Annotated in this window: 29 protein-coding genes; 23 read left to right on the plus strand and 6 right to left on the minus strand. The window is 35.9% G+C overall.

Translation table 11 applies throughout. The annotated features are described in order from the left end of the window. The first annotated feature begins 421 nt into the window (after positions 1–421). The 10 genes from M3627_RS12975 to pepF all read left to right on the plus strand — a co-directional run bounded on the left by M3627_RS12975 (position 422) and on the right by pepF (position 13,151). Positions 422–2,146, plus strand: a complete 1,725-nt coding sequence (locus M3627_RS12975; RefSeq protein ID WP_251556049.1) for a peptide ABC transporter substrate-binding protein — start codon at positions 422–424, stop codon at positions 2,144–2,146. Between the two features lie 196 nt (positions 2,147–2,342). Continuing rightward, positions 2,343–3,275: an oligopeptide ABC transporter permease gene (opp3b, locus tag M3627_RS12980; protein WP_251556050.1), complete on the plus strand. Its 933-nt coding sequence runs from the start codon at positions 2,343–2,345 to the stop codon at positions 3,273–3,275. Further along, positions 3,275–4,294: an oligopeptide ABC transporter permease gene (opp3C, locus tag M3627_RS12985; protein ID WP_251556051.1), complete on the plus strand. Its 1,020-nt coding sequence runs from the start codon at positions 3,275–3,277 to the stop codon at positions 4,292–4,294. The genes opp3b and opp3C overlap by 1 nt, the downstream gene beginning before the upstream one ends. A gap of 15 nt (positions 4,295–4,309) precedes the next feature. Then, positions 4,310–5,365, plus strand: coding sequence for an ABC transporter ATP-binding protein (locus M3627_RS12990; RefSeq protein ID WP_251556052.1), 1,056 nt, complete (start codon positions 4,310–4,312; stop codon positions 5,363–5,365). Then, positions 5,365–6,306 carry an ABC transporter ATP-binding protein gene (locus M3627_RS12995; RefSeq protein WP_169361199.1) on the plus strand — a complete coding sequence of 314 codons (942 nt, stop codon included), beginning with the start codon at positions 5,365–5,367 and terminating at the stop codon, positions 6,304–6,306. The genes M3627_RS12990 and M3627_RS12995 overlap by 1 nt, the downstream gene beginning before the upstream one ends. Positions 6,307–6,559: 253 nt before the next feature. Next, the gene (locus tag M3627_RS13000; RefSeq protein ID WP_483315290.1) at positions 6,560–7,777 is read left to right on the plus strand and encodes a putative glycoside hydrolase; all 1,218 of its coding nucleotides are present in this window, start codon (positions 6,560–6,562) and stop codon (positions 7,775–7,777) included. A 563-nt stretch (positions 7,778–8,340) separates the two neighbouring features. Beyond that, positions 8,341–8,736 carry a transcriptional regulator SpxA gene (gene spxA / locus M3627_RS13005; RefSeq protein WP_053590237.1) on the plus strand — a complete coding sequence of 132 codons (396 nt, stop codon included), beginning with the start codon at positions 8,341–8,343 and terminating at the stop codon, positions 8,734–8,736. A gap of 218 nt (positions 8,737–8,954) precedes the next feature. After that, entirely contained in the window at positions 8,955–9,620 is a 666-nt protein-coding gene (gene mecA, locus M3627_RS13010; protein WP_251556053.1) for an adaptor protein MecA, read from the plus strand. Positions 9,621–10,118: 498 nt separating this feature from the next. Next, the gene (locus tag M3627_RS13015) at positions 10,119–11,288 is read left to right on the plus strand and encodes a competence protein CoiA (protein WP_251556054.1); all 1,170 of its coding nucleotides are present in this window, start codon (positions 10,119–10,121) and stop codon (positions 11,286–11,288) included. Between the two features lie 48 nt (positions 11,289–11,336). Beyond that, positions 11,337–13,151, plus strand: coding sequence for an oligoendopeptidase F (gene pepF / locus M3627_RS13020; protein WP_169361195.1), 1,815 nt, complete (start codon positions 11,337–11,339; stop codon positions 13,149–13,151). A gap of 237 nt (positions 13,152–13,388) precedes the next feature. Here the strand turns inward: pepF and M3627_RS13025 are convergent, their stop codons facing one another. From M3627_RS13025 to M3627_RS13045, 5 genes are all read right to left on the minus strand, one after another. Next, positions 13,389–13,547, minus strand: coding sequence for a hypothetical protein (locus M3627_RS13025; protein ID WP_251556084.1), 159 nt, complete (start codon positions 13,545–13,547; stop codon positions 13,389–13,391). Between the two features lie 892 nt (positions 13,548–14,439). Then, positions 14,440–15,258, minus strand: coding sequence for a ClpXP adapter SpxH family protein (locus tag M3627_RS13030; RefSeq protein ID WP_251556055.1), 819 nt, complete (start codon positions 15,256–15,258; stop codon positions 14,440–14,442). Next, complete coding sequence (locus tag M3627_RS13035) at positions 15,255–15,653, minus strand: globin domain-containing protein (RefSeq protein ID WP_169358857.1); 399 nt, start codon at positions 15,651–15,653, stop codon at positions 15,255–15,257. Before M3627_RS13035 ends, M3627_RS13030 begins: the two co-directional genes overlap by 4 nt. 125 nt (positions 15,654–15,778) lie before the next feature. Next, positions 15,779–16,381, minus strand: a complete 603-nt coding sequence (locus tag M3627_RS13040; RefSeq protein ID WP_169358858.1) for a lytic transglycosylase domain-containing protein — start codon at positions 16,379–16,381, stop codon at positions 15,779–15,781. Between the two features lie 33 nt (positions 16,382–16,414). Further along, positions 16,415–16,990 carry a CYTH domain-containing protein gene (locus M3627_RS13045; RefSeq protein WP_169358859.1) on the minus strand — a complete coding sequence of 192 codons (576 nt, stop codon included), beginning with the start codon at positions 16,988–16,990 and terminating at the stop codon, positions 16,415–16,417. A 97-nt stretch (positions 16,991–17,087) separates the two neighbouring features. Between M3627_RS13045 and M3627_RS13050 the strand changes: the two genes are divergently transcribed. The 6 genes from M3627_RS13050 (at position 17,088) to M3627_RS13075 (ending at position 21,922) form a co-directional block, all read left to right on the plus strand. Continuing rightward, positions 17,088–17,471, plus strand: a complete 384-nt coding sequence (locus tag M3627_RS13050) for a UPF0738 family protein (RefSeq protein WP_251556056.1) — start codon at positions 17,088–17,090, stop codon at positions 17,469–17,471. A 28-nt stretch (positions 17,472–17,499) separates the two neighbouring features. Then, complete coding sequence (yjbM, locus tag M3627_RS13055) at positions 17,500–18,159, plus strand: GTP diphosphokinase (RefSeq protein ID WP_169358861.1); 660 nt, start codon at positions 17,500–17,502, stop codon at positions 18,157–18,159. Positions 18,160–18,177: 18 nt separating this feature from the next. After that, positions 18,178–18,981, plus strand: coding sequence for an NAD kinase (locus tag M3627_RS13060; protein ID WP_169358862.1), 804 nt, complete (start codon positions 18,178–18,180; stop codon positions 18,979–18,981). 2 nt (positions 18,982–18,983) lie between these two features. Next, positions 18,984–19,895: an RluA family pseudouridine synthase gene (locus M3627_RS13065; RefSeq protein ID WP_169358998.1), complete on the plus strand. Its 912-nt coding sequence runs from the start codon at positions 18,984–18,986 to the stop codon at positions 19,893–19,895. Positions 19,896–20,115: 220 nt separating this feature from the next. Then, entirely contained in the window at positions 20,116–21,483 is a 1,368-nt protein-coding gene (gene mgtE, locus M3627_RS13070; protein WP_169358863.1) for a magnesium transporter, read from the plus strand. A 52-nt stretch (positions 21,484–21,535) separates the two neighbouring features. Then, the gene (locus M3627_RS13075; RefSeq protein WP_169358864.1) at positions 21,536–21,922 is read left to right on the plus strand and encodes a hypothetical protein; all 387 of its coding nucleotides are present in this window, start codon (positions 21,536–21,538) and stop codon (positions 21,920–21,922) included. A 247-nt stretch (positions 21,923–22,169) separates the two neighbouring features. Here the strand turns inward: M3627_RS13075 and M3627_RS13080 are convergent, their stop codons facing one another. After that, a complete protein-coding gene (locus M3627_RS13080) occupies positions 22,170–22,691 on the minus strand; it encodes a CotY/CotZ family spore coat protein (RefSeq protein ID WP_169358865.1) in 522 nt (173 codons plus the stop codon). A gap of 141 nt (positions 22,692–22,832) precedes the next feature. On the opposite strand from M3627_RS13080, the gene M3627_RS13085 reads away from it, so the two are divergent. The 7 genes from M3627_RS13085 to M3627_RS13115 all read left to right on the plus strand — a co-directional run bounded on the left by M3627_RS13085 (position 22,833) and on the right by M3627_RS13115 (position 25,951). Next, positions 22,833–23,222, plus strand: a complete 390-nt coding sequence (locus tag M3627_RS13085) for a YhcN/YlaJ family sporulation lipoprotein (RefSeq protein ID WP_169358866.1) — start codon at positions 22,833–22,835, stop codon at positions 23,220–23,222. After that, positions 23,222–23,677: a stage V sporulation protein AC gene (spoVAC, locus tag M3627_RS13090; protein WP_169358867.1), complete on the plus strand. Its 456-nt coding sequence runs from the start codon at positions 23,222–23,224 to the stop codon at positions 23,675–23,677. The genes M3627_RS13085 and spoVAC overlap by 1 nt, the downstream gene beginning before the upstream one ends. Next, positions 23,671–24,678: a stage V sporulation protein AD gene (locus M3627_RS13095; protein ID WP_251556057.1), complete on the plus strand. Its 1,008-nt coding sequence runs from the start codon at positions 23,671–23,673 to the stop codon at positions 24,676–24,678. Before spoVAC ends, M3627_RS13095 begins: the two co-directional genes overlap by 7 nt. A gap of 1 nt (position 24,679) precedes the next feature. Continuing rightward, positions 24,680–25,045, plus strand: coding sequence for a stage V sporulation protein AE (spoVAE, locus tag M3627_RS13100; protein WP_169358868.1), 366 nt, complete (start codon positions 24,680–24,682; stop codon positions 25,043–25,045). 64 nt (positions 25,046–25,109) lie between these two features. Then, positions 25,110–25,283, plus strand: a complete 174-nt coding sequence (locus M3627_RS13105) for a YjcZ family sporulation protein (protein ID WP_169358869.1) — start codon at positions 25,110–25,112, stop codon at positions 25,281–25,283. 34 nt (positions 25,284–25,317) lie between these two features. Further along, the gene (locus M3627_RS13110; RefSeq protein WP_169358870.1) at positions 25,318–25,563 is read left to right on the plus strand and encodes a stage VI sporulation protein F; all 246 of its coding nucleotides are present in this window, start codon (positions 25,318–25,320) and stop codon (positions 25,561–25,563) included. Positions 25,564–25,639: 76 nt separating this feature from the next. After that, on the plus strand, positions 25,640–25,951 hold the full coding sequence (locus M3627_RS13115) for a hypothetical protein (protein ID WP_169358871.1): 312 nt from the start codon (positions 25,640–25,642) through the stop codon (positions 25,949–25,951).

Raw genomic sequence — 25,951 nt, forward strand, 5'->3', positions numbered from 1 at the left:
GTTGTGATGTCTTATCTGTCTCACTCATCCCGTAGGAATCGCCGTCTGGCGCTCCAATCAATAAATGGGAACAGCTTCATGCATAGATAAGTGCTTAAAAATTTACTCGCATAAACAAGGCCAAAAACTGTACCCAATCCCAATTTTATAATCTTAATAGTCATTTGAATGTCCCTTTTATAATGTTTACAGTTACTATAAAAAAGAATTGTTAGTCAAAATCAACCAATAACTTTAACAAAGCTAAAAATATAAAAGATAATTAACAAAATAGTTAGGAATCTTCCTAATTCGTTAGGACAATGTAATGATTTTGTTACATGATTGTAAAAATATTTAAAAAAAGGTATGTACAACTCTCTTATAAAATGTATAATAATAAATGTAATGAATTTTTCTGAATATTAGGGAGGTTATTTTTGTGAAGAATAGTAAATTAGTATGGCTTCTTAGCCTACTGTTAGTTGTAGGTCTATTCCTAGCTGCATGTGGCGGCGACGATGAGGCTAAAGAAACACCAGCTAACGAACCAGCAACTGAAACAGATGGAGAAAAAGAAGACGATGGTGCTGAAGAAGCAACATTAGACGAAGAGCAAGTATTAAACTTAATCATGGGTTCTGAAATTCCAACTCTTGATTCTGCTTTAGTAACTGACTCAGTAGGTTTCGATCTACTAAACAACGTAAATGAAGGTCTTTACCGTTTGAACCAAGAAAACGTAGCTGTACCAGCAATTGCTGACGGTGAGCCAACAATTTCTGAAGATGGATTAGTTTATACGTTTAAATTACGTGACGCTAATTGGTCTGATGGTTCTCCAGTAACTGCAAATGACTTTGAATTCGCTTGGAAACGTGCTATGAACCCAGATACTGCTTCTGAATACGGTCCATACATGATGGAAGGCGTTATCAAAAATGCAGCTGCAATCGCTGCAGGAGAAGCTGAGTATACGGAACTAGGAGTTAAAGCTATTGATGAAAAAACATTAGAAGTAACTCTTGAAAAACCAGTACCTTACTTCTTATCATTAATGTCATTTGGAACATTCTTACCACAAAAAGAAGAATTCGTTACAACTCAAGGTGAAAATTACTCTAAAAACTCTGAAGCACTTTTATACAATGGTCCATTCGTATTACAAGATTGGGATGGAACAGGCTTAAGCTGGAAACTAGTTAAAAATGATCAATATTGGGACAAAGACACTGTAAAACTTACTGAAATTAACTATGATGTAGTTAAAGAAGTAGCTACAGCAGTTAACCTTTACACTAATGGAGAAAAAGACCGCGCTGGTCTATCTGGTGAATATGCGATGCAATATGCTAATAATCCAGAGCTAGTAACAGAAATGGATGCATCTGTATTCTACTTTAAGTACAATCAAGAACGTAATGGAGAGCCAACTCCACTTGCTAACGTAAATATTCGTGAAGCTGTTTCTAAAGCTATCAATAAACAAGATTTAGTTGATGTAGTATTAGCAAACGGTTCTGTACCAGCTCACTACCTAGTACCAGCAGGCTTTACTTTTGATGAAGATGCAAACGACTTCCGCGAAGTAAATGGAGATATGTCTACATTTAACGTAGAAGAAGCACAAGCAGCTTGGCAAAAAGGTCTTGACGAATTAGGTGTTACTGAACTTACATTAGAAATTCTTGGTGGAGATTCTGACGTATCGAAAAAAATGGATGAGTATTTCAAAAACCAATTAGAAACAAACTTACCAGGTTTAACTGTTACTCTTAAAGAAGTACCATTTGCAGTGCGCTTAGATCTTGATACAAACCAAGACTATGACATTCAAGTTGCAGGTTGGGGACCAGATTACCAAGATCCTTACACTTTCATGAACTTATGGTTAACTGACGGTGGTAACAATATGATGTCATATTCAAATCCAAAATATGATGAGTTAGTATTATCATCTAACAATGAATTAGCATTAGATGCAGCAGCTCGTTGGCAAGCACTTGCAGACGCTGAAAAACTTCTAATTGCTGAAGACTATGCTATAGGGCCAATTTATCAACGTGGTACTATGCAACTTCTAAAACCATATGTTAAAGGTGTCGTTTCTCACCAAATCGGTGGAGACTATAGCTACAAATGGGCATATATCGAAGGTAAAAACTAATAAAGTTTAAGTTTTAAAAATCTCATAAAATGAGAGTATATGTATTCCTTTCGGAACATATACTCTCTTTTTAAATGAGTCGAAATATACGCAATATTTTTACTATAAAATATAATTTTGACAAATTACTATTTTTTTTGTTTAATATATAGATTAGTAAAATTATAATTTATTAAATAATTTAGGAGGTGCAAAGATGGCGAAATATATTTTGCGTCGTGTTTTTTATATGATTATCACGCTTTTCCTGATTGCGACAGCTACATTCTTCCTAATGAAGACGCTACCAGGATCCCCTATAAGCTCTGCTTCAAAACTATCCCCAGCACAACTTGAAATAGTGGAAGCGAAATATGGATTGAATGATCCCGTTCCCGTCCAGTATGTAAATTACATGCTTAACTTAGTTCAAGGTGATTTAGGTAACTCATTTCAGTTCAAAAATGCTGAAGTTACTGATTTGATTTTAAGTCGTATCGGACCATCGTTCCAAATTGGTGCTCAAGGCCTTATTGCAGGAGTACTAGTAGGTATTATTTTAGGGATGATTGCAGCATTAAAACAAAATACATTTTGGGACTATGGGAGTACGGTTTTAGCCATTATCGGTATCTCTATTCCATCATTCGTATTTGCCACAGTATTACAATATTGGTTAGGAGTTAAATGGGAAATATTACCAGTAGCTTTATGGAAAGATGGATGGGCCTCAAGTATTATGCCTTCCATTGCATTAGCGATGGGACCACTGGCTACCGCATCTCGTTTTATTAGAACAGAGATGGTAGAAGTTTTAAGCTCTGATTATATAACATTAGCAAAATCTAAAGGAGCAAATGGTACTGAAATAGCATTTAAACATGCTTTGCGTAATGCTTTAATCCCATTAGTAACCGTACTTGGTCCGATGGCAGCTGGATTATTAACTGGGTCATTAGTAATTGAACAAATCTTTGCTATCCCAGGAATCGGAGAACAATTTGTAAAATCTATTAACGTAAATGACTATTCTATTATTATGGGTACTACTATTTTCTTCTCTGTATTCTTAATTGTTGTAATATTCATTATAGATTTACTTTATGGAATCATTGATCCACGTATACGTTTGTCAGGAGGTAAAAACTAATGAGTCAAGACTTGAAAAAATTACCTGCTGATTCATTTGATAGAATCCAAGTAGATAGCAGTCAAGCGGAGAGAATTACTAAACCAAGCGTAAGCTTTTGGAAAGATGCTTGGTATCGTATAAGAAAGAATAAGGCTGCTATTGTAAGTGTATTTATATTAGCTTTTATTATTTTTATGTCATTGATTGGTCCATATATTGGTCCTCATGACGCGGAAACACAAACAATTACCCATGCGAACTTACCACCAAAAGTTCCAGGAGTTGAAAAACTTGGAATTATGGACGGTCATGGAAACTTGGCAGGTAAAGAAGTAGATTTATATGAATTAAAAAATGTAGATACTTATTATTGGTTTGGAACGGATGGTTTAGGTCGTGATATGTTTGCTCGAGTATGGGAAGGAACACAGGTATCTCTTTTCATCGCATTCATGGCAGCGTTAATTGACATGGTTATTGGAGTCGCCTATGGAGGTATCTCCGGTTACTATGGTGGACGTGTAGATGACGTTATGCAGCGTATAGTAGAAATTCTAATTGGTATTCCAAATCTAGTAATCGTTATCCTCATGATCATGTTTATGGATCCTGGTATCACGGCAATCATTATTGCTATTACGATAACTGGCTGGATTGGAATGTCTCGCGTAGTTCGAGCACAGGTTTTGAAATACAAAAACCAAGAATTTGTTCTAGCTTCTCGTACGTTAGGTGCTTCCAATAACAGAATCATAACAAAACATATTTTGCCGAATGTTGTAAGTATTATTGTTATTAATACAATGTTTACAATACCTAGTGCGATTTTCTTTGAGGCTTTCTTAAGCTTTATTGGATTAGGATTACAGCCGCCTGCAGCTTCGTTAGGTACGCTAATTAATGATGGAGTTAAATTACTTAAATTCCAACCACATATTTTAGTATTTCCAGCTGTAATTATAAGCTTACTAATGCTGTCCTTTAACCTTCTTGGTGATGGTTTAAGAGATGCGCTAGATCCAAAGATGAAAGACTAAAGGAGGAAAGCAAGGATGGATAAAATATTGGAAGTTAAAGATCTAGAGCTTTCCTTCCATACTTTTGCAGGCGAGGTTAAAGCTATTCGTGGTGTAAACTTCGATCTTTTCAAAGGAGAAACACTTGCAATCGTAGGGGAGTCTGGCTCTGGTAAGTCAGTTACAACAAAGTCAATTATGCGTTTGTTGCCGGAATCTAGCTCTGAATTTAAAAATGGACAGATTCTTTTTAATGGTAAAGATTTAACAAAGCTTACAGATAAAGAAATGCAAAAGATTCGTGGAAAAGATATATCTATGATTTTCCAAGATCCAATGACGTCTTTGAACCCGACAATGACAATAGGTAAACAAATTATGGAGCCTATTTTAAAGCATCGTAAAGTAAGTAAGGCAGAGGCGAGAAAAGTAGCGGTGGATTTATTGCGTCTAGTTGGTATGCCAAAGCCGGAAGCACGCATAAAACAATACCCTCACCAATTCTCTGGTGGACAACGTCAACGTATTGTTATAGCTATTGCCCTAGCTTGTAATCCACAGATTCTGATTGCGGATGAACCAACAACGGCATTGGATGTAACAATTCAAGCGCAAATTTTAGAATTAATGAAAGACTTACAAAAGAAAATTGATACATCCATCATCTTTATTACGCATGATTTAGGAGTAGTAGCTAATGTTGCGGACAGAGTAGCTGTAATGTATGGTGGTAAGATTGTGGAAACTGGGACGGTAGATGAAATATTCTATAACCCTCAGCATCCATATACATGGGGCTTGTTAAGCTCTATGCCTTCATTAGATACTGCTGAAGAAAAGCTCTATGCAATTCCAGGAACACCACCCGATTTGTTAAGCCCTCCTAAAGGAGACGCTTTTGCTCTTCGTAGTGACTATGCGATGAAAATAGATATGGAGCAATCTCCTCCATTCTTTAAGGTTAGTGATACGCATTACGCTGCTACATGGTTATTGCATCCCGATGCACCAAAAGTAGAGCCACCTGCTTCTATTGTTGAACGTATGAAAAATTTCCCTGGAAGTCGTTACTACGAAGGGAGTACTAACTAATGGCTGAAAAATTACTAGAAATTAAAAATTTAAAGCAATATTTTAACGAAGGTAAAGAAAATGAAGTTCGTGCAGTAGACGACATTAGCTTTGATATCTATAAAGGTGAAACTTTGGGTTTAGTAGGTGAATCCGGATGTGGTAAGTCTACAACTGGACGAACTATTATTCGACTTTATGATGCTACTGACGGAAAAGTAATTTATGATGGTGTAAACGTACATGATAAAAAATCGAAAAAAGATTTAAAAATCTTTAACCGTAAAATGCAAATGATCTTCCAAGATCCTTACGCATCTTTAAATCCGCGTATGAAAGTTTTGGATATCATAGCAGAAGGTTTAGATATTCATGGCTTAGTTAAAAATCAGACTGAACGTAAGGCGCGAGTTATTGAATTGCTGGAAACAGTAGGTCTTAATAAAGAGCATGCTGAACGGTATCCTCATGAATTCTCTGGTGGTCAGCGTCAACGTCTAGGTATAGCTAGAGCGTTAGCTGTAGATCCAGAATTCATTATTGCGGATGAACCAATATCAGCTTTAGATGTATCTATCCAAGCCCAAGTAGTTAACTTATTAAAAGAATTGCAGGAAGAAAAGGGTTTAACATATCTTTTCATCGCGCATGACCTTTCCATGGTTAAATACATTTCAGATAGAATAGGTGTAATGTATTTCGGTAAGTTAGTAGAGCTTGCACCTGCCGAAGAATTATACTCAAATCCATTACATCCATATACGCAGTCTCTATTATCTGCTATCCCGCTTCCAGATCCTAACTATGAGCGTACTCGTGTACGTAAGTCTTATGATCCTTCTTCGCACAAATATACGGATGGGGAAGAAATTGCAATGCGTGAAGTTACACCGGGTCACTTTGTATTTTGTTCTGAAAAGGAATTTAAAGAACTAAAAGCTATATCCCAATCACGTATTTAATAAACCATTAAAAGTAGTCTAATCGAAGAAATTCGAATTAGCCTACTTTTTTTGTCAGGACATATTTTCAAAGTTAAAGCTAAAAATAAGTTATACAAAATTTCTTTGATTATGGAGTAAGCGTGAAAAGAAATAATGATATAGCTGAACATTTAGATTAATTATAATTTTTATTGTAATATTAGACGTATGTACTCTTTTCATCGTACGATATAGTTGTTAGAATGTTAGACGTAAAGAAAGGGAGACGGTTATGAAACAAAAATTATTAACAGTAATTTCTGGTATTATGCTAGGTGTTTTAATGATGACACCATTCGAAGCTTCAGCTGAAACAAAAGCTTTCTCGAAGGATTTTACATCGAAGGAATTTGGCTTCAATTCAATAGAGGAAACGTTAATATCCTCTTCTAAGCTATTTGTCTATGACTCCGGACTTACTTTTAACTATCCTGATGCGGTAAGAGGAGTGTACGTGACGGGTCACTCAGCAGGCGGTTCAAGGTTTAATCAATTAGTAGAGCTAATGGATAATACTGAGTTAAACGCTATGGTCATCGATATTAAAGATGATTTTGGGAACCTAACTTATAAGCCTAAAGAGGATTCACCTTTGTTCAAGTATGAAATTGGAAAACCATACATAAAAGATCTTAGAGGAATTCTGGAAGTGATGGAGAAAAAAGAGATTTATCCGATTGCCCGCGTTGTTGTTTTTAAAGACACAGAACTAGCGGAAAGAAAGCCAGAATTATCATTTGTTGAAAATGGTTCCGTTTGGAAGAATGGAAGAGGCGAAGCTTTTGTTAATCCATTTATGCAAGAAGTATGGGATTACAATGTAGAAGTTGCAATTGAAGCAGCGAAAATGGGCTTTAAGGAAGTACAGTTTGACTATGTACGCTTTCCAGAAGGATTTGAAAAAAGAGACACTACATTAGCATATGGTAAGGGAAAATATGAGGCATCTGAGTTGGATTCAACCCAGCGTAGAGTTTCAGCAGTAACTGACTTTGTTGCTTATGCTAGAGAAAAACTAAAACCATATGGTGTACAAGTGTCTGTTGATATATTTGGATATTCCGCAACACTACCAGAAGCTCCAGGTATCGGACAAAATTTCTCGAAGATATCGGAAAACGTAGATGTCATTTCATCCATGATTTATCCAAGTCATTGGACATCTTATTTTGGAATTGCGAAACCGGATTTAGAACCATATCGTCTTGTCCAAGAATACGCTAAGGTTGAGAATGCCAAGCTAGGAGAGCTAAAAAATCCTCCAGTGTCCAGACCTTGGTTACAAGATTTTACTGCTTCTTATTTAGGTAAAGGGAATTACTTAGTATATGGTAAGGCTGAGGTAGAGGCTCAAATAAAGGCATTAAACGAAGCCGGTATTAACGAATTCTTATTATGGAATGCCGGAAATAAATATACACCAGGTGTAGATTATACACCAGTTAACTAATGTGACAAGTGTCTAGGATTAAAAGCTCCCCAGATTTTACGAAAGTAAAATTTAGGGAGCTTTTTTACTATCTGCTATTTTGATAGGATACTTCCATACAGTTGCTTAAAGTGACTACAAGGGGGAAATTAAAACTATAGATGTACGTGATATCCAATCCAACTGACTATCCGATCATTTTACTTAAAAAATGAGCAAACGCGCCTTAATTACAACATAAAATGAAACTTTTTTTCATGAAAAACGTACTATATAGTGTAACAGTTGTTTTCATTAAAGAACTGCTAATTGAGAATGAATATTTTTTAGAAAACATGGTTTAAATGCTTTTAAAAAAGGGTATCATTGTATTAAAGAAACATTATTATTCTAAAAATGTATCAGGTTGTTCATTATATGTACAAATTGTAAATACTCTTTATAAGTGAGAAAATTTCTGGAAAAATGTATTTTAAATACTTATTAATTAGTGTATACTATAAAAGTGCTAAACTACATTAAATTAATTATAATCTACTTTATATAACACAAGTAACAATCGAGAGGAAGTGTTTTTTAATATGATGGTTACATTATTTACTTCTCCAAGCTGTACTTCATGTAGAAAAGCAAAAGCCTGGTTAGAAGAGCATGACATTCCTTACACAGAAAGAAATATCTTTTCGGAACCATTAAGTATCAGTGAAATTAAAGAAATACTACGTATGACCGAAGACGGTACAGACGAAATAATATCTACTCGTTCAAAAATATTCCAAAAATTAAACGTTGATGTGGAGAGCCTACCACTTCAAAGGTTATATGAATTAATTCAAGAATATCCAGGTTTACTTCGTAGACCTATCATATTAGACGAAAAACGTTTACAAGTTGGATATAATGAAGATGAAATTCGAAGATTTTTACCTAGAAAAGTTCGTGCGTATCAATTACTAGAAGCGCAAAGACTTGTGAATTAGTTCAGGATTAAGCTGATGATTTTCAAAGAAATTTTGAAAATCATCAGCTTTTCTTTATTAGTTTTTCTTGCCTCATGTTATAATTTTTAAAAACATAAAAAGTTGTATTAATATTTTTAAAAGTGAAGCTGGAATCCTTTTCTTTTTTTATTAAACAACATACAATAGTAATAGACACTACAATAATGAGGCGGAAGAAGCGAAAGGAGATGTGTTAAATGGATATCGAGCGCATCAATGACAACACTTTCAAAGTATACATTTCATACATCGACATTGAAGAAAGAGGCTTCAGCCGAGATGAAATATGGTTTAATAAAGATAAGAGCGAGCAGCTTTTTTGGGAAATGATGGATGAGGTTCATGATGATGATCATTTTGAGGAGTTAGATGGTCCCTTATGGATACAAGTTCATGCGATGGAAAAAGGTTTAGAAGTGATTGTCACTCGAACGGAAATGGCAAAAGATGAACGATCAGACGATAGCTTAAGTGCAGAGGATTTATCAAACAAGATATTTAAAAGTGCTGTCTCCAATTCCATGGGGCCACATGAGTTTGATGATTTTTCAAATTATATGGATGACTTAGATGAAATACCCGCAGAATATACTTTTATATTCGAAAATTTTGAAGATGTTATTGGATTGTCCAAAAAACTTGATGATTTAGATCTTGACACTTCTTTATATCATTATAATGAAAAATATTACTTACACGTAATTTTTGATATGGATATGGTGGAGTTAGAAGTTATTTTAAATACGTTGAGTGTTATTTCAGAGTTTGGGCAAAGCACAAAAACAACGATTCACATGATACAAGAATATGGCAAAGAAATTATAGCAGCCAATGTGATGGAAGAATTAAATAAACATTTTTAAAACCTTCTGAAGAGAAGGTTTTTTTTGTTTTAAAAATTTGGCTATGTTAAAGGGTAGGGTTGATTTATAATCCAAAGAAATCTTAGATCAGAGAGTAGAATTGATTTCCGCCCCAGCCGGACGCTTTCCGTGGGGTGAGCGATAAGCCATAACCCGTCGCTAACGCGCGCGGTTGTGATGTCTTATCTGTCTCACTCATCCCACTGGAGTCGCCGTCTGTCGCTCCAATCAATAAATGGGAACAGCTTTGGCATTGATAATGAACTAATAAATTTACTCGCATAAACAAAGCTAAAAAACTGTCACCAACCCCATTTTCGTCATCTATTTATGTTCTTAATAGCCATTTGAAAGTTCAATTGTTTATGTTTACAGTCACTATAAAAAAAGAATTGTTAGTCAAAATCAACTAGTAACTTTAACGAAGCTAAAAATTTTAACCTCATACCATTATGATTTTGATTATTGCGTTTTATTTCTTTTATTTGTATATTAAGAATGGAGGTGATTATCATATTAACAGCCCTAACAAAGGACGGCGAAATCTTCATACCAGCTCATTATTCAAGAGACAGTTTAAAAATGATGAGACAAAATGTCTATAATTGTGCTGAATGTAAAGAAACGCTTATTTTAAAAGTCGGCAACATCAAAATTCCTCATTTTGCTCATCAACATAATACCGTTTGTGCACAGTCATTTTCAGAAGGGGAAAGTGAAGATCATCTGAGAGGGAAAATTCAACTGTACGATTTTTTGCAAAGTAAAAAAGTACCTTGTAATTTGGAACCATTTATTTTAGATATTAAGCAAAGGCCGGATATTTTAATCTTTACAGACAATATAAAGGTTGCACTGGAGTATCAGTGTAGTAAAATACCCACTAGCATCATACGAAAGCGTAATAAAGGCTATATGCAGGTCCATATCAAACCACTTTGGGTTTTAAAAACCCCTAACCCACTGGATTTTCCCCTTCAGCAAATTGGTTCCATGAAGATTTCTGCTTTTCAAACAGAACTTTTATATCATAGTATGAATGGTAAAGTTCTAATCACGTACTGTCCTCAAACCAAATCCTTTTCCTATATTTCTAATCTCCTTTATCTATATTCCAATCATTTTATCGTAAAAATTAATAGGCTTCCCATTACTATGCAAACATGGCCCTTAGCTATGGTTAAAACAATTACTGAGCACGAGTTTCAGACTTATTTAAAACTCTACCAAGATAAGAGAATGAAACGTTTAAAAAATTTATATCTATATAACCATAAAGGTATTCAATCTTCCTTTTTACAGGTGTGCTATAAGTGGAGAATAAATCCTATAAATCTTCCTTTATTTATTGGGGTACCGTCTTGTGGGGCTGATGCGTTTGATGAGCATGCCTGTGAATGGCAGCTGCAGTGGATCGATTTTTTACTAGGCAATAGTCTGATGTTAGACACGATTACCGACCAACACTATCGCTATTTCTTACTGGTTCATCGTTGGAAGGATCCCAATCGATTAGTAATGCGGATAAAGGCTTTAAAAGCGTATGTAGCGATTCTCTTGGAATGCTTAGATATACCGGAACAACTTCACCTAGAGAGTACATGCAACTATACCAAAATGCATAAATTACTTTATAACCAATTCCTTGCAAAAGGAGCTGAAAATTGAGAAAATAGAATTGGTTCGTAGTTCGAAACAATAGGAGGAGAGAGTATTTTGACAGCAGATACAAAAAATAAAATCTTAACAAGAAGTGAAGTAGATGAACGTCTTACTTGGAAGTTGGAGGATATATTTTCTACTGAAGCGGATTGGGAAAAAGAATTTAAGGAAGTAGCGGAGTTAGCTAAAAAAGCCTCTTCTTATCAAGGAACAATAAGTTCTGGACCAGAAGCATTATTAGAAGTTTTAACATATCGTGACGAGCTAACTAGCCGATTACGTAAGCTATATACTTATGCTCATATGCGTAATGATCAAGACACTTCAAATAGTAAATACCAGGCTTTAGATAGCCGTATAAAGTCTTTATACGTAAAAGTTTCCACAGAGCTTTCGTTTTTAGTACCAGAGATATTGTCTTTAGATGAAACGGTACTAGGAAATTATCTAAAAGAAAACAACGACCTTCAAGTATATAAACAAATGCTAGAAGAGATAAACAAAGAACGTCCACATGTACTTCCAAAAGAGCAAGAGGCACTACTTGCTCAGTTTTCTGAAGTGACCGGGGCATCAGCGGATACTTTCGGTAAGTTAAACAATGCAGATTTGGAATTCCCCTTCATTAAGGATGAGAATGGCAATGAAGTACAACTTACACATGGTCGCTATAGTAGATTTTTAGAAAGTGAAGATCGACGAGTGCGTGAGGATGCATTTAAGGGTATGTACGAAACCTATGGTAAATTTAAAAATACATTTGCGTCTACTTTGAGTGGGAATATCAAAGCAGATAATGTTAATGCAAAGATCAGAAACTATTCTTCTGCTAGAGAAGCTGCTTTGTCAGCTAACCACATCCCTGAATCTGTTTATGATAACTTAGTGGAAACGGTTAACAAAAATGTACATTTACTTCATCGATATGTCAGCCTTCGTAAAAAAGTTCTTGGTGTAGACGAGCTACATATGTATGATTTGTACACACCGTTAGTAAAAGAATTGAAAATGGAGTATACGTACGACGAGGCTTGTGCAGTAATGTTAGAGAGCTTTAAACCTTTAGGTGAGGAATACGTTTCAATTGTTAAAAAAGGTCTTGAAAGCCGCTGGGTAGACGTTGTGGAAACGAAAGGAAAGCGTTCTGGTGCCTATTCATCTGGTACTTATGGAACTAATCCTTATATTTTAATGAACTGGCAAGATAACGTAAATAACCTATTTACTCTTACTCATGAGTTTGGACATAGTATTCATAGCTATTATACTAGGGAAAACCAACCGTATGTGTATGGGGACTATTCTATTTTCGTTGCAGAGGTAGCGTCAACTTGTAACGAGGCTTTGTTAAATGATCATTTATTAAAAACAATAGAAGATCCTAAGAAACGTATTTATTTACTAAACCATTGGCTTGAAGGATTTAGAGGGACAGTATTTAGACAAACCATGTTTGCGGAGTTTGAGCATATCATTCATCAACTAGACCAAGACGGAGAAGCATTAACAGCTGATAAGTTTACCGAAGTGTATTACGAGCTAAACAAGAAATATTTTGGTGACGATATTGTTATAGATGAGCAAATTGGTTTAGAATGGTCTAGAATTCCTCACTTCTATTACAATTACTATGTATATCAATATGCAACTGGCCTAAGTGCCGCTACTGCACTGAGCAATCAAATCTTGTCTGAAGGACAGCCAGCGGTTGACCGTTATATTAATGAGTTCCTTAAAGCTGGTTGCTCAGATTATCCAATCGAAGTTTTGAAAAAAGCTGGAGTAGATATGAACACAGCTTCTCCAATTGAAGAGGCTTGTAAAGTATTTGAAGAAAAACTAAATGAATTAGAGCAGTTACTGAGCTAATTAGTAAAAGCCACCTCTTAATAAAAGAGGTGGCTCAGACTGTAGGGGTTGGAAATCGAAACGATTTCCAACCCTTTTGCTATTATCGCAGTTTACATTCTGGAAAAAGAGCTAATTCAGCTCTCGATTTTTTTGTTTTACACCATTTTTGGCGTTTTCCAGGTCCAGTTGGCCAACTTCTTAAGATTTTAGGCAGCAAAAGTTAGCATCGCCTGCATGGACAATTTTTTAAGACCCTTAAAGGTTGTCCAATGGATAGATAAAGGAAAAATCAATTGCCTCATCTAACTTACGAACAAGGTGGTCTTGTGGTACCAACTGTTCAATAGTCAAGATTTCTAATTGTTCGCGTTCATTGGTTTGATTTTTCGTCATCATATCCATCACCTCATTCATTTTATAGGAGGCCCCGTTGATTGGAGCGAAGAACGGCGACTCCTGCGGAAACAGCGCGAGCTGAAGACCCTGGACTGAGCGCAGCGAGGGAAGCGGCTGAAGCCGTGCCCGCGGAAAGCGTCCGTTCGTAGCGGAAATCAACTCTTCCTCGTGTTACTTCTATTTTAAAAGAAAAAAGGCTGTAGACAAACTCCAAAATTTTTGGAGTTTGTCTACAGTCTGAAGCCACCTCTTATATAGAAGAGGTGGCTTTTACTTTAGAATAGAAAGAAATTATAAATTCTGGGATAATGTTTGACGAATTTGTGAAAGTGAAGTACAAGGAGTTGTTTTTATTACTGGAGCATGCTAAAGTAAGAGTGTGAAATAAATCACAAGATAACATACACCCCTTTGTTTGAACGTGAACATTTCTCCCATCCCCTTTGTAAAAAACCCTTTCCTAATTGAGGAAAGGGTTTTTTCTTTTGGCTATGGTAAAGTTATCGGTCAATTTTGACTAAACTTTTCTTTTTTATACCGACTGTAAATTAAACGACTATTAAAAATATAAATTGATTATGAAGTGTGGCTGGAGTGATTTTTCCGGCTTTATTTATGCAAGTAATTTATTAAATAGGGCTTTTTTTACTGGAGTGCCAGACGGCGACTCCAGTGGGATGTATGATCGCTTATCGCTCGCCCCTAGGAAAGGTGGTCTTGGTGCGAAAATCAATTCTACTTCCCGATTTAGAATTTTTTATGCATCATAGATATCAAGCCCGGCCTTTTCTTCATATAAAATCTAAAGCAGTATATGGCAGTGGCTATGGCTCGTTAAACGAGGGGAAAAGCCCCTTTATTACATAATAAAAGGCTGTAAACAAGTGTTTACAGCCGATGAATAATCTATTTATCTATTTTTTAAACGCCAAACTACTAGATTTGGAAGTACAACTCTTTCAACCTCTTGACGCAATAAAAGCTTTTTTAATTCATAATCAGCTTGTTGCATCGTTAAACCGTAGTAATCAGCTATTTCCTTAGTAGTCAATGAATGAAATCGATTTAATAATTTATCAAGTCCGGGTGGATCTTGTCTTTTGGGAGAAGTATTTAACATCTCCTGTAAAATTTGTACATATATATCATAAGGATAAGTGCCAGAAATTTTGATGCCTTCATCTTCAATATTTTCATTAAAAAATACAACCGTTGGGAACGTATCAACTTCCATTTCACAAGTGATGGATAAATCACTTTGGAAGGAGCGTAAACATTCCTGTGACTGGAAGTCACGTGTAAATTCCTCTACATCAATTTTCGCTTCATATGCAAGCTCTTGTAATACCGAAAAAGAAGTTACATTTTTTGTTTGAAGGAATAGATATTCCTGTATTTTATTAAAAAAACGAAGTCCAGCTTTTTTTCCTTGAAATTCAGCTGCTTTTACTGCAATAGAAGGCAATACAGAATGCTGAATATATGGATAGTTGATATCATCTTCAACTGTTCCTTTGGATAAAACGCAGGCAGTATTTAAATTGTTTAGTCTTGTACTAAGCACTGTTCGAATAGTAAAGTACTGCCCATACTCCACTTGTAATTTTCTAATAATCGGTTGCAAATCCCAACAAGCAGAACAAAGCGGATCTAAAAACATATACATTTCAAGTGGCTTGTTTGTAATAGGAGCATTGATCGGCTCAACAGGAATTTGTATTCTTGTCACATCTTTTCCTCCTCATGACTCATTTGATTGACCATGTGGTTGGCAGTAAGTACAAGTCTTCTATATAAATCATGACGCACCTTTCCATCAAGTTCGACTTCGTCCATTGCATCTGACATACAGCTGAGCCAAGCTTCTGCACGTTCTGGTGTGATAGAGAAAGGGTTATGGCGCATCTTTAGCATGGGATGGCCATGTTCTTCCGAATATATGTTTGGTCCCCCAAGGTATTGGGTTAAAAATTGTTTTTGTTTACGCGCTGTTTCCGTTAAATCTTCAGGAAATATTGGCTTTAGCTTTGGATGTTTTGCTACTTTGCTATAAAACGTATCAACAAGGAGTGATAATTTATCTGCACCTATCTCGTCATATGGTAAAATCGGCTTCTGGGTCATAGTTGTTTACTCCTTTGCTTTAGCACTAAATACATTTTAGCAATCAAATACGAATATCTCAAACAATTAGACTGTAATCAGAAACAATATAGAAAAAACGACCAATTTTGGCGGTCGTTTATACGTCAAGCTAAGAAATTATTTAGAACTTTTTTCACATAATTTTCTGTTTCCTTATAGGGAGGAATTCCGTCGAATTTTTTAACTGATCCTGGTCCGGCATTATAAGCGGCTAGCGCTTTTTCTATATTACCATCAAATTGCTCTAACATCTGTTTCAGGTATTTTGTTCCACCCATGATGTTTTGCTCTGGATCCAGAATGTTTTGTACACCTAAATACTTAGCTGTGCCTGGCATAAGTTGCATTAAGCCAGATGCCCCAGCAGAGCTAATTGCACTAGGATTAAAATTCGACTCTTGTTTGATGACAGAAGAAATTAATTTTGCTGGCACATTATATGCGTCAGAAGCTTTGTTTATGATTTCTTCTATTGATGAGGGGTTACCTACAGAAACTTTCATAGACTGGTAGGAATTATTTATACCGTTTTCGGGTATATAAACAGGTGAGTCACCACTATAGAAAAGGGAATCGAAAGTAGTTGTGGGACCCCCAATAGATGTTTCTTGTAGAACCTGTCCAAGCATTTCTGAAAAAAGGGAAGAAGCGTTGTTAGTTTGAGAACTTTGGACACTTCCCAATGTTTGCATAGCATTAATATCCATTAACGTTTTTAGTGACTTTATATCTATAAAGCATCAACCTTTCAAAGAATTCATAGCCTTTACAAGACGTGCAATCTTTTTATCGGTCGAACGAAGGGGGATTTGATGTTTTTTCAATAATTCATAAAAGAATTTTTGCCCTTTTTCGACATCTTTACTTTCATATTCTACCTCATAATCTTCAGTATGACTATATGAGGAGTGGTCTAAGAAAAGTATGCCTTCCTCCAGCTTCAATTGAGCACGATTAGTCTCTATACTACCAAAGCAAGAAAGGGATTTAGAAGCAATCAGCTCATCAATGAAAGCGATAGAAGGAAAAATTGCTTGGTTAATGATTAAATCTCTTTGCTCATCCGTTACTAAAATTGTTTGCTCATTCATCACGTGCTTTTTTACTGGTGATTTTAGGGTAAGTTCATTTCGATCTTCCAACACTCTTAAGCGAAAGCCCATATGATTATTTTTAAAATATTGGTCAGGTGTATCAAAATAATAGTTTATTTGACTTTGAAAATGCTTAGGCTCGATATGGAAAAAGTCTGTCAAACTCATGAATTCTTCTTTCGTTAATAAGTTTTTAAATTCAATCTCTTGTTCAGATAACATAGTCTCACACCTTTCATATTATTTCATTATAGACGGTTTCCAATGAGTTTCAATATGTTAAAATAGTTACAGAATAGACAGAAGGGAACGATGTGTTTTGCCTATTACATTTCAAGTACAAAGTGGCGTGCAACTAGAAAATGATATTCGGTTTACTTTAGAGGATGTCCCTAAAGGGTTAAATATAAAAGCTGGCGGACAAATGATTACAGATTCTGATTCTTTAGCTTTCGTATATTTATTAGAAGGAGATAGCGAATATCACTATCTTAAATTTGGTCAGGATGTATGGCCATTACTAGTTAATACTTTAAAAGCTACCGAGGATCCTACTTTACAAATTGGAGACCAAAGAATCGTTTTAGTGAAATTTAAAGAAGAGTTAGAAATGCTAATTTTCAATATAGAAGGCAATGATAACTATGGAGTAGAGTTTGCTCAAGCAGTTGAAAATGCTTTTAAAGAAATTTTAAAAGTATAATAAGTGTTCAAAGTGGAGGTTTAGTAGTATGGGCCAATGGGAACGTTTTTTAGAGCCGTATAAGCAGGCAGTTGATGAGTTAAAAGTTAAAATGAAAGGTATGCGGACTCAATTTGATATTGAGAATACTAACTCTCCTATTGAATTTGTAACTGGTCGGGTTAAACCACTGGCTAGTATATATGATAAGTCATTAGAAAAGGGAATCGTTTTTGAACCTTCTGCAACACTTGCAAGAGAAATTCCGGACATTGCTGGACTTCGCATGATGTGTCAATTCGTAGATGATATAGAAACCGTCATACAATTACTTCGTAGTAGAAAAGATATGACTATTATTGAAGAAAGAGATTATGTTAGTCATAAAAAGCAAAGTGGCTATCGATCCTTTCATGTCATCATTGAATACCCTGTACAGACAATTCACGGTGAGGTTAATATATTAGCGGAAATTCAAATTCGTACATTAGCAATGAATTTTTGGGCCTCCATAGAGCATTCGTTAAATTATAAATATAAAGGCGTGTTTCCAGAAGAAATTAAAACCAGGCTGCAGTACGCTGCAGAAGCAGCATTTCGTTTAGATGAAGAAATGTCACTAATTCGAGGTGAAATTCAGGAAGCACAAAAATATTTTAGCGAGAACAAAGAACAATCCTCACCTCACATAAAAGAAGAAAAAATATAAAAGAGAGGCCGTGGTACAATGAATTTCTTTATACAGTCTCGAAATGATGAACTATCCAATGAATTAATGGAAACTGCTAAAATGTATCTTACAGATTTCGGATTAAAGTTGAACGAAGAAAATCCTGACATAGTTCTTTCCATCGGTGGTGACGGAACATTATTGCATGCTTTTCATAAGTACAAGCATATGACTGATTCTGTTGCATTTGTTGGTATTCACACAGGGCATCTTGGTTTTTATGCGGATTGGAAACCGTCAGAAATAGAAAAACTAGTTATTAGTATTGCCAAGAAAGAATTTAAAGTTATCGAATATCCATTACTTGAAGTAACGATTAACTATAAGCATGGAGAGGATAGCTCTGTTTATTTGGCGTTAAACGAATCTACTGTGAAATCTCCAGACGTTACCCTTGTGATGGATGTGGAGCTAAATGGGAGCTTGTTTGAGAGGTTTAGAGGAGATGGTTTATGTATGTCGACCCCATCCGGAAGTACTGCGTACAATAAAGCGCTAGGGGGAGCAATAGTGCATCCTTCTTTAGAGGCTATGCAGCTAGCTGAAATTGCTTCGATTAATAATCGTGTGTTCCGTACGGTTGGTTCTTCTTTAGTGTTGCCTAAGCATCATACTTGTTTGCTGAGACCAGTTAACGGTCCAGATTTTATGGTTACTGTCGATCATCTACACTTGCTACATAAGGATGTTGCATCCATTGAATATAAGGTTGCAGAAGAAAAAGTTCGTTTTGCTAGATTCCGTGCCTTTCCTTTTTGGACTAGAGTGCATGACAGCTTTATAGATAGTGACTTAAAATAATGATGGAAAATAGAATACAGCTTTCTTTCACTGTGGATAAATCACTTCTATTAAGAGAAGCGATTAGCCAATATGGCATATCCAAAAAAGCCCTTACTAGTATTAAGTTTGAAGGCGGTCAAATTATAGTAAATGGGGAAGAAAAAACGGTGAGACATATACTTGAAAAGGGTGACATTGTTACGATTGTGTTTCCTAAGGAGAAGAAAAGTGAAGGATTAATAGCCGAGGAAATGTGCTTTCCTATTTTATTTGAAGATGAACACTTACTTGTTATCTCAAAAAAATCTGGAATGAGTACAATTCCTTCCCGTGAGCATCCGAATGGTACATTAGCAAACGGAATAGCTGGTTATCTTGAAAAAAACTCATCTGTCTCTACCGTACATATTGTTACTAGGCTAGACAAGGATACGTCGGGCATAGTCTGTATTGCAAAGCATCGTCATGCTCATCACTTAATGAGTGAAATGCAAAAGGCCGGATCTATTTTTAGAACCTATGAGGCAATTGTTCATGGCAGTGTAGAACAAGATTCTTTCCTTATCGATGCTCCCATAGGTCGAAAGGATACCAGTATAATTGAGAGAAGAATTGACCCAGAAGGTAAGCAAGCAAAAACGTCTGTAGAAGTAATCAAGAGATTTACTGTTAATGGTGAAAATTTAACGCATGTTAGGTTAAAGCTTTTCACCGGTAGAACTCACCAAATAAGAGTACATATGATGTCAGTGGGGCATCCGCTAATTGGTGATGATCTTTATGGAGGAAGTTTGGCTATAATGCCTCGCCAGGCGTTACATGCTAAGCAACTAAAATTGGTGCATCCATTTACAAAGCAAGCTTTAACGATAGAAGATGAATATCCAATGGATATAGCAGCGGTTTTAGAAAAAGCTACGATAGATAAATGAATGAAATAATCTAAAATGAATAACTAACGAAAACAAGGGAGTGGATTAAATCGCTGCCCTTGTTTCATTTTGATAAGAATTCTTTTACATTTAGTTTTAGTATGATTTCCCGGGGAATAATATATTGATGTAACTTTTTTACCAAATAAAGAAAGCAGTTGCTTAATAAAAATAGTGGTCTTACAATAGTAAAGGATAAATGCCGAGGGGAGGGAAAGATATGAGAGAAGAAAAGATGGATTTATTAGAATTAGAGGAATCAAATTTAATTCATTTTTTACTTGCAGATTCTATGGATGAATTTAGAGAAATTTTTATGGAGCTACATCCATATGATCAATCATTATTTTTTGAGAAGGTAGAGCCAGAGCTGCGACAGAAAATCTTTCATTATCTTTCTCCAAAAGAGATGGCAGAGCTTTTTGAAGCAAACAAGTTTGATGAAGAGCTTTATGAATTTTACTTAAAAGAAATGGATACGACATACGCAGCTGATATGCTTTCCTATATGTTTGCTGATAACGCAGTAGACGTCTTAAACGAACTTGAGGATGCCCAGGTTGCTAGCTACTTAAATATTATGGATAAGGAATCTGCTCAGGAAATAAAAGACTTGCTACATTACGAGGAATATACTGCTGGGTCTATCATGACTACAGAATATGTAGCAATTCCAGAAAACTCAACCTGTCGTTCTGCAATGACCATTTTAAGAAATGCAGCTCCTGATGCAGAGACCATTTATTATTTATTTGTAGTAGACGAAGCTCATCGACTTTCTGGAGTAATATCCTTAAGGGATTTAATAGTAGCGGATGAAGATACCCTGATAAAAGATATTATGAATGAACGTGTTGTTAGTGTACTAGTAAATGAGGACCAAGAAGAGGTTGCTCGAATGATCAAAGATTACAATTTTTTAGCGGTTCCTGTTCTAGACTTTGAGAACCATTTACTCGGAATTGTAACAGTAGATGATATTATCGATGTATTGGATGAAGAAGCTTCTGATGATTATTCTAAGCTTGCTGCGGTTTCTGACATGGATACTTTCGATAAAGGGCCATTTTCTGCTGCAAGAAAAAGATTGCCATGGCTAGTTATACTTCTTTTCTTAGGTATGATGACAGCAAATCTTATGAGTATTTTCGAACAAACACTAGATAAGGTAGCTCTGCTTGCTGTGTTTATTCCTTTAATTGCGGGGATGGCTGGTAACAGTGGAACTCAAGCTCTCGCTGTAGCAGTTCGAGGAATTGCAACAGGTGATATTGAGGAACAAAGTAAAACGAAGCTATTATTTCGTGAAGCAGGAACAGGTCTAATAACAGGGTTAATATGTGGCTTACTAGTTATAGGGGTCATTTACTTCTGGAAACAGGATCTGTTAATTGGAATGCTTGTAGGAGCAGCAATTTTTGGCTCTATCTTTTTTGCAACGCTTGGCGGATCTTTTATACCCTTACTTATTCATCGGTTGAAAATCGATCCTGCGGTAGCTTCAGGGCCATTTATAACGACTATTAATGACCTAGTTAGTATTTTAATTTATTTGGGCTTAGCAACACTGTTTATATCTTCTTTATAGATTCACCAATCCAAACTTTTTGGCATAAAGTAAAGGAAAAAAGGATGTGCCCATGAGCTCTTTAAATGATCCTATACTTTATATATCCGGTCCCCCTGTTTTCCATCTTCCTCCACAGATACGCTCCAAGGAGGAAGTAGAAATAGTAGTAGATGAGACAATTATAGAAGAGGAAAGTACTTCTATTTATGAGATAAAAAATACAATGTCAGCAAAAAATAATGCTATTTTTGAAAAACTGAAATTTTTATCTAAGCCATTTCAACGGAAAGTTTATCGTCCATTAAGCTTTCATATGGCCGATGGGAGTATTATTCAAGGTGAAGTGCAAGAAGTGACCGATGAACAGGTAATATTTAGTATCAATGGCGAGAGCATAGAGACGTATCCCGTGCATCAAGTAAAGAAAATATTTTGGCGTGGAAGTATATTGAAATAGTTTAAGGCTACCTTATATAGGTAGCTTTTTTTTGTAGCCTACCGTAAAAGTAAACGATAAATGTTGTATTTCTGTTTTTCTTTGGGAGCAATTCGCTGACGAGTGCGTTTGCTGCCGCTTTCTCAGAGGGGTGTTTCGAATAACCTTTTAGTATTTGCTTATGTAGTAAAAGTAAGATTTTTTAAACATAAAAAAACCGTTCGGTGAGTTAGCCGAACGGAAAAGACACTACAATATTGAAAGACGATCAGTCACAAATATCTAAGAATACATCCGCTACACATTGAATCGCACAGAAGCAGCTTAAGTCCACAGTCACACAGTTTGTTGTTGCATCCCAATCATTAACAGCACAGAAGCTTCCTATATCAAGTGTAGTACCATCTAAGAAATCAACGATAGTAGTTCCACCAACTGTAGATAATGGTGCTAAAACACGTAAAGTGGCACAGCAATTATCAAATACTTCTTCAACTCTGAAGAATATTGAAACGCCACATTGCGGTGTAGTAGTTCCAGGAGCTGTATATCTAAATAAAGAAGAGAATGGCGTGCCATCCTTATTCAAAAGCATAAATACACGAGTATCTGCACGGTTATTTACTGGACTAACTAGACCTCCTAGTGGCTCTAAAAAACAGCTAGTCGGGCAAGATCCACAATCAGTTACAGCTTGTGCTTGAATATCTGCTATTGCTTGCACAACATCACATACACAGTTTCCAGTCGAAGGACTTGGAGCAGGGTGATTATTTTTTCCACAACCCATTTTGTTTCACCTCCTTTGCTTCTTTCTTTAGTAATTTATGTAAAGGGTTCTAATTGAACAAGGGCAAATAGCTCAGTTCCATTTGTATATTTAAAAAGTCTGCGTACATACTAACCTAAAAAAAGAGGAGCAAAAAGCCTAATGCGCAAAATAGTGTATATTCTACTGTTGTCTTTATTATTGACGGCTTGTTCTAGCCCTAAAGATCAGGTGTATTCGGACAGAGATACCTCAAAACTTGAGCAAGTCCTTAAGGTGCAGGATAAGATTGCCGGATATCAAAGTGTAATTGATAACAATGATGTTGTTGTTGCAATAGATATTCCGAGGTTCAAACGTTTCCAAAAAGTTAAAATAGAAGATGAAGTAAAAAAAGCAATTGAAAAAGAGTTTCCAGATAAAGAAGTAATCGTTACAGGAGATATAAAAATTAAATGGGAAATAGAAAAAATAGTAGAAAAGAAGAAGAAAAATGACGAATTAAAAAAGTCAATTAATGACATTAAATCCCTATCGAAGGAAGAGACATGATGGATCAAAAACAATTTCAAAAAATCGTCGATAAGCAAACCCCTAAGGCCCCATTATTTATGAGCTGTCTTAAAGCATTTCTAGTTGGAGGAATATTTTGTACGGTTGGACAGCTAATTACTTTTTTCTATATACGTTTTTTTCCTTTTACTGAAAAGACTGCGGGTAATCCGACCGTAGCAACGATGATCTTTATCGCCATGATCTTAACAGGGACAGGTTTATATAAAAAAATCTCTCAGTTTGGAGGAGCGGGATCAGCGGTCCCTGTTACTGGATTTGGTAATGCTGTAATTTCAGCGTCAATCGAGCATAAGACAGAGGGGTATGTATTAGGTGTAGGTGGTAATATGTTTAAGCTTGCAGGATCTGTTATTGTATTTGGTGTACTTTCCGCCTTTTTAGTAGCGTTAGTTAAAACTATTTTAGTTAAATTAGGAGTGGTTTCGTGGTAAATACCGGTGGAACGATTTCATTTACACAACGACCTAGTATTACAAGTGCCGGAATAATAGCTGGTCCGGTCGAAAAATCAAGTCCATTTGCCGAGGGTTTTGATGAAATACTGGAAACTGAAAAAGAAACAAATGAAACATATGAGCAGGCAGCAAGTCGGTTTATTGAAAAGGCCTGTTCTACGGCAGTAAAAAAAGCACATGAAAAAATGGATAATATTGACTTGCTAATCGGAGGGGACTTAGTAAATCAAATGTCGCCTTCTAACTTTGCTGCAAGAAAGCTTGCTATTCCTTATTTTGGTGTTTTTTCTGCATGTGCGAGTTCAATGGAGGCAGTTATCATTGGATCTCTTATGCTAGAGTCTGGAAATGCTAAGAATGTTCTTGCCGGCGCCTCCAGTCATCACCCTTCAGTAGAAAGACAGTTTAGATATCCATTAGAATACGGAGCACAGAAACCAAAAACAGCTCAATGGACAGTAACCGCAGCTGCTTATGCATTATTACAAAGTAAGGCTAAAAATGCTCCTTATATTACTCATGCTACTATGGGCAGAGTTGTGGATGGCCAGCAATCGAACCCGCTTCATATGGGAGCTGCAATGGCTCCTGCTGCGAGAGATACAATTGAAAGGCATCTGAAAAATACGAATAGCAAAATGACTGACTATGATCTAATTATGACGGGCGATCTTGGAAAAATAGGTCTTTCTATATTAAAAGAAATGTTCCAAGACGAGAATAGTGGAGTTATTTTACAGGATGCCGGTGCCCAATTTTATGGAGACAATCAATTCTTTAATGCAGGTGCGAGCGGTCCAGGTTGCTCCGCCTCTGTATTCTTTAGCCAAATTTATAGTCAACTTAAAAAAGGAACGTTTAACCGAGTATTGTTAGTAGCTACAGGGGCTCTATTGTCCCCTTTAACTTATCAACAAGGGGAAACAATCCCTTGTATAGCACATGCCATAGAATGTCGAATGGAGAAGAAGGGATAATATGATATCATCATTAATTACAGCTTTTGTAGTAGGTGGATTAATATGTGTAGTTGGGCAAATCTTAATGGATGCATTTAAGCTTACGCCGGCCCATACGTTAAGTGGATTAGTTGTTTCAGGATCGATTCTTGATGGATTTGGTTTATATGAGCCTCTAATCGATTTTGCAGGAGCTGGTGCAACTATACCAATTACCTCTTTTGGAAACTCATTAACTCATGGAGCGTTGGCCGAAGCCGAGAAGCACGGATTAGTTGGAGTAATAACAGGAATGTTTGAAGTCACTAGTTCAGGTATTAGCGCAGCAATCTTATTTGGTATCATTGGAGCCTTTATATTTCAGAAACGGAAAACCACGTACTAATTAAAATGCCCTACTTCCTCTTACCCCTTTGCATACTATAAGTTGAAAGGAAGGGGGGAAAGATATGTACGGCTATTGTGGTGGCGAAAGTTTTTGCTATGGTGGTGGTTACGGCTATGGCTATGGCGGAGGTTATGATGGTGGAGGATACGGTGGTTTTCAAGGTTCTAACGCATTTGTTCTGCTTGTAGTGTTATTCATTCTTTTAATAATAGTAGGAAGCACCTTTCTCCCTTAACACCTGGATATAAATAATGCGAGGGGGAAAATACATGCAAAATTCTTTTTTTAGAGCGATTGAGAATAAAACTGGCGTATCAATGGATCAGCTTTTTACATTAGCTAACGCTATTTCAAATGCGGATTTTACTGATGAACATCAAGTTAGAAAAATCGTAAGAAAAGTAGGTAGGGTAGCTAACAAACCTGTCTCTAAAGAATTAGAAGATCAGCTGACGAACTCTATCCTCCAAAAAGGAAGTTCCATCAGTTTAACTGATATTGAAAAAATGTTGTAATTTTTTTTAAAAAAGAGGTTTAAGGTAATTTCAAATGGGGTAAAGAGCATAGAGTTTATAATGGAGGTGGATAAGAATGGGGTATATTATTCCAGTTCAACCTTTGCAGTCACAAATTTATGCTAATCGAATGCAAATGGAAGAATATAATTTTGCTCAAATCAGCAATGTTCAATCAGTTAAAATGAAATCACTTTTTGATAATCACTTAACAAACCTTCAACAAAATGAAGACGTAGAACAAAAAGAAGAGAAGCAATTATCGGGTAATAAGGAACTTTCTAGCTTGCCATTATACAAAGGCTTTATCCAACCTAACCCCGTCAATTTATCACCTATTATTGCAGAAATATCAGGTAAAGGTCATTTTGTAAATACCTATATTTAA

The organism is Psychrobacillus sp. MER TA 171 (assembly GCF_023713305.1).
GTDB lineage: Bacteria > Bacillota > Bacilli > Bacillales_A > Planococcaceae > Psychrobacillus.

Bases quoted from the DNA above. Each gene is read 5' to 3' on its own strand.
- opp3b (WP_251556050.1), top strand. From the start codon at position 2,343: ATGGCGAAATATATTTTGCGTCGTGTTTTTTATATGATTATCACGCTT.
- opp3C (WP_251556051.1), top strand. From the start codon at position 3,275: ATGAGTCAAGACTTGAAAAAATTACCTGCTGATTCATTTGATAGAATC.
- M3627_RS12990 (WP_251556052.1), top strand. From the start codon at position 4,310: ATGGATAAAATATTGGAAGTTAAAGATCTAGAGCTTTCCTTCCATACT.
- M3627_RS12995 (WP_169361199.1), top strand. From the start codon at position 5,365: ATGGCTGAAAAATTACTAGAAATTAAAAATTTAAAGCAATATTTTAAC.
- M3627_RS13000 (WP_483315290.1), top strand. From the start codon at position 6,560: ATGAAACAAAAATTATTAACAGTAATTTCTGGTATTATGCTAGGTGTT.
- spxA (WP_053590237.1), top strand. From the start codon at position 8,341: ATGGTTACATTATTTACTTCTCCAAGCTGTACTTCATGTAGAAAAGCA.
- mecA (WP_251556053.1), top strand. From the start codon at position 8,955: ATGGATATCGAGCGCATCAATGACAACACTTTCAAAGTATACATTTCA.
- M3627_RS13015 (WP_251556054.1), top strand. From the start codon at position 10,119: ATGGAGGTGATTATCATATTAACAGCCCTAACAAAGGACGGCGAAATC.
- M3627_RS13025 (WP_251556084.1), bottom strand. From the start codon at position 13,547: ATGAATGAGGTGATGGATATGATGACGAAAAATCAAACCAATGAACGC.
- M3627_RS13035 (WP_169358857.1), bottom strand. From the start codon at position 15,653: ATGACCCAGAAGCCGATTTTACCATATGACGAGATAGGTGCAGATAAA.
- M3627_RS13040 (WP_169358858.1), bottom strand. From the start codon at position 16,381: ATGGATATTAATGCTATGCAAACATTGGGAAGTGTCCAAAGTTCTCAA.
- M3627_RS13045 (WP_169358859.1), bottom strand. From the start codon at position 16,990: ATGTTATCTGAACAAGAGATTGAATTTAAAAACTTATTAACGAAAGAA.
- yjbM (WP_169358861.1), top strand. From the start codon at position 17,500: ATGGGCCAATGGGAACGTTTTTTAGAGCCGTATAAGCAGGCAGTTGAT.
- M3627_RS13060 (WP_169358862.1), top strand. From the start codon at position 18,178: ATGAATTTCTTTATACAGTCTCGAAATGATGAACTATCCAATGAATTA.
- M3627_RS13065 (WP_169358998.1), top strand. From the start codon at position 18,984: ATGGAAAATAGAATACAGCTTTCTTTCACTGTGGATAAATCACTTCTA.
- mgtE (WP_169358863.1), top strand. From the start codon at position 20,116: ATGAGAGAAGAAAAGATGGATTTATTAGAATTAGAGGAATCAAATTTA.
- M3627_RS13075 (WP_169358864.1), top strand. From the start codon at position 21,536: ATGAGCTCTTTAAATGATCCTATACTTTATATATCCGGTCCCCCTGTT.
- M3627_RS13080 (WP_169358865.1), bottom strand. From the start codon at position 22,691: ATGGGTTGTGGAAAAAATAATCACCCTGCTCCAAGTCCTTCGACTGGA.
- M3627_RS13085 (WP_169358866.1), top strand. From the start codon at position 22,833: ATGCGCAAAATAGTGTATATTCTACTGTTGTCTTTATTATTGACGGCT.
- spoVAC (WP_169358867.1), top strand. From the start codon at position 23,222: ATGGATCAAAAACAATTTCAAAAAATCGTCGATAAGCAAACCCCTAAG.
- spoVAE (WP_169358868.1), top strand. From the start codon at position 24,680: ATGATATCATCATTAATTACAGCTTTTGTAGTAGGTGGATTAATATGT.
- M3627_RS13105 (WP_169358869.1), top strand. From the start codon at position 25,110: ATGTACGGCTATTGTGGTGGCGAAAGTTTTTGCTATGGTGGTGGTTAC.
- M3627_RS13110 (WP_169358870.1), top strand. From the start codon at position 25,318: ATGCAAAATTCTTTTTTTAGAGCGATTGAGAATAAAACTGGCGTATCA.
- M3627_RS13115 (WP_169358871.1), top strand. From the start codon at position 25,640: ATGGGGTATATTATTCCAGTTCAACCTTTGCAGTCACAAATTTATGCT.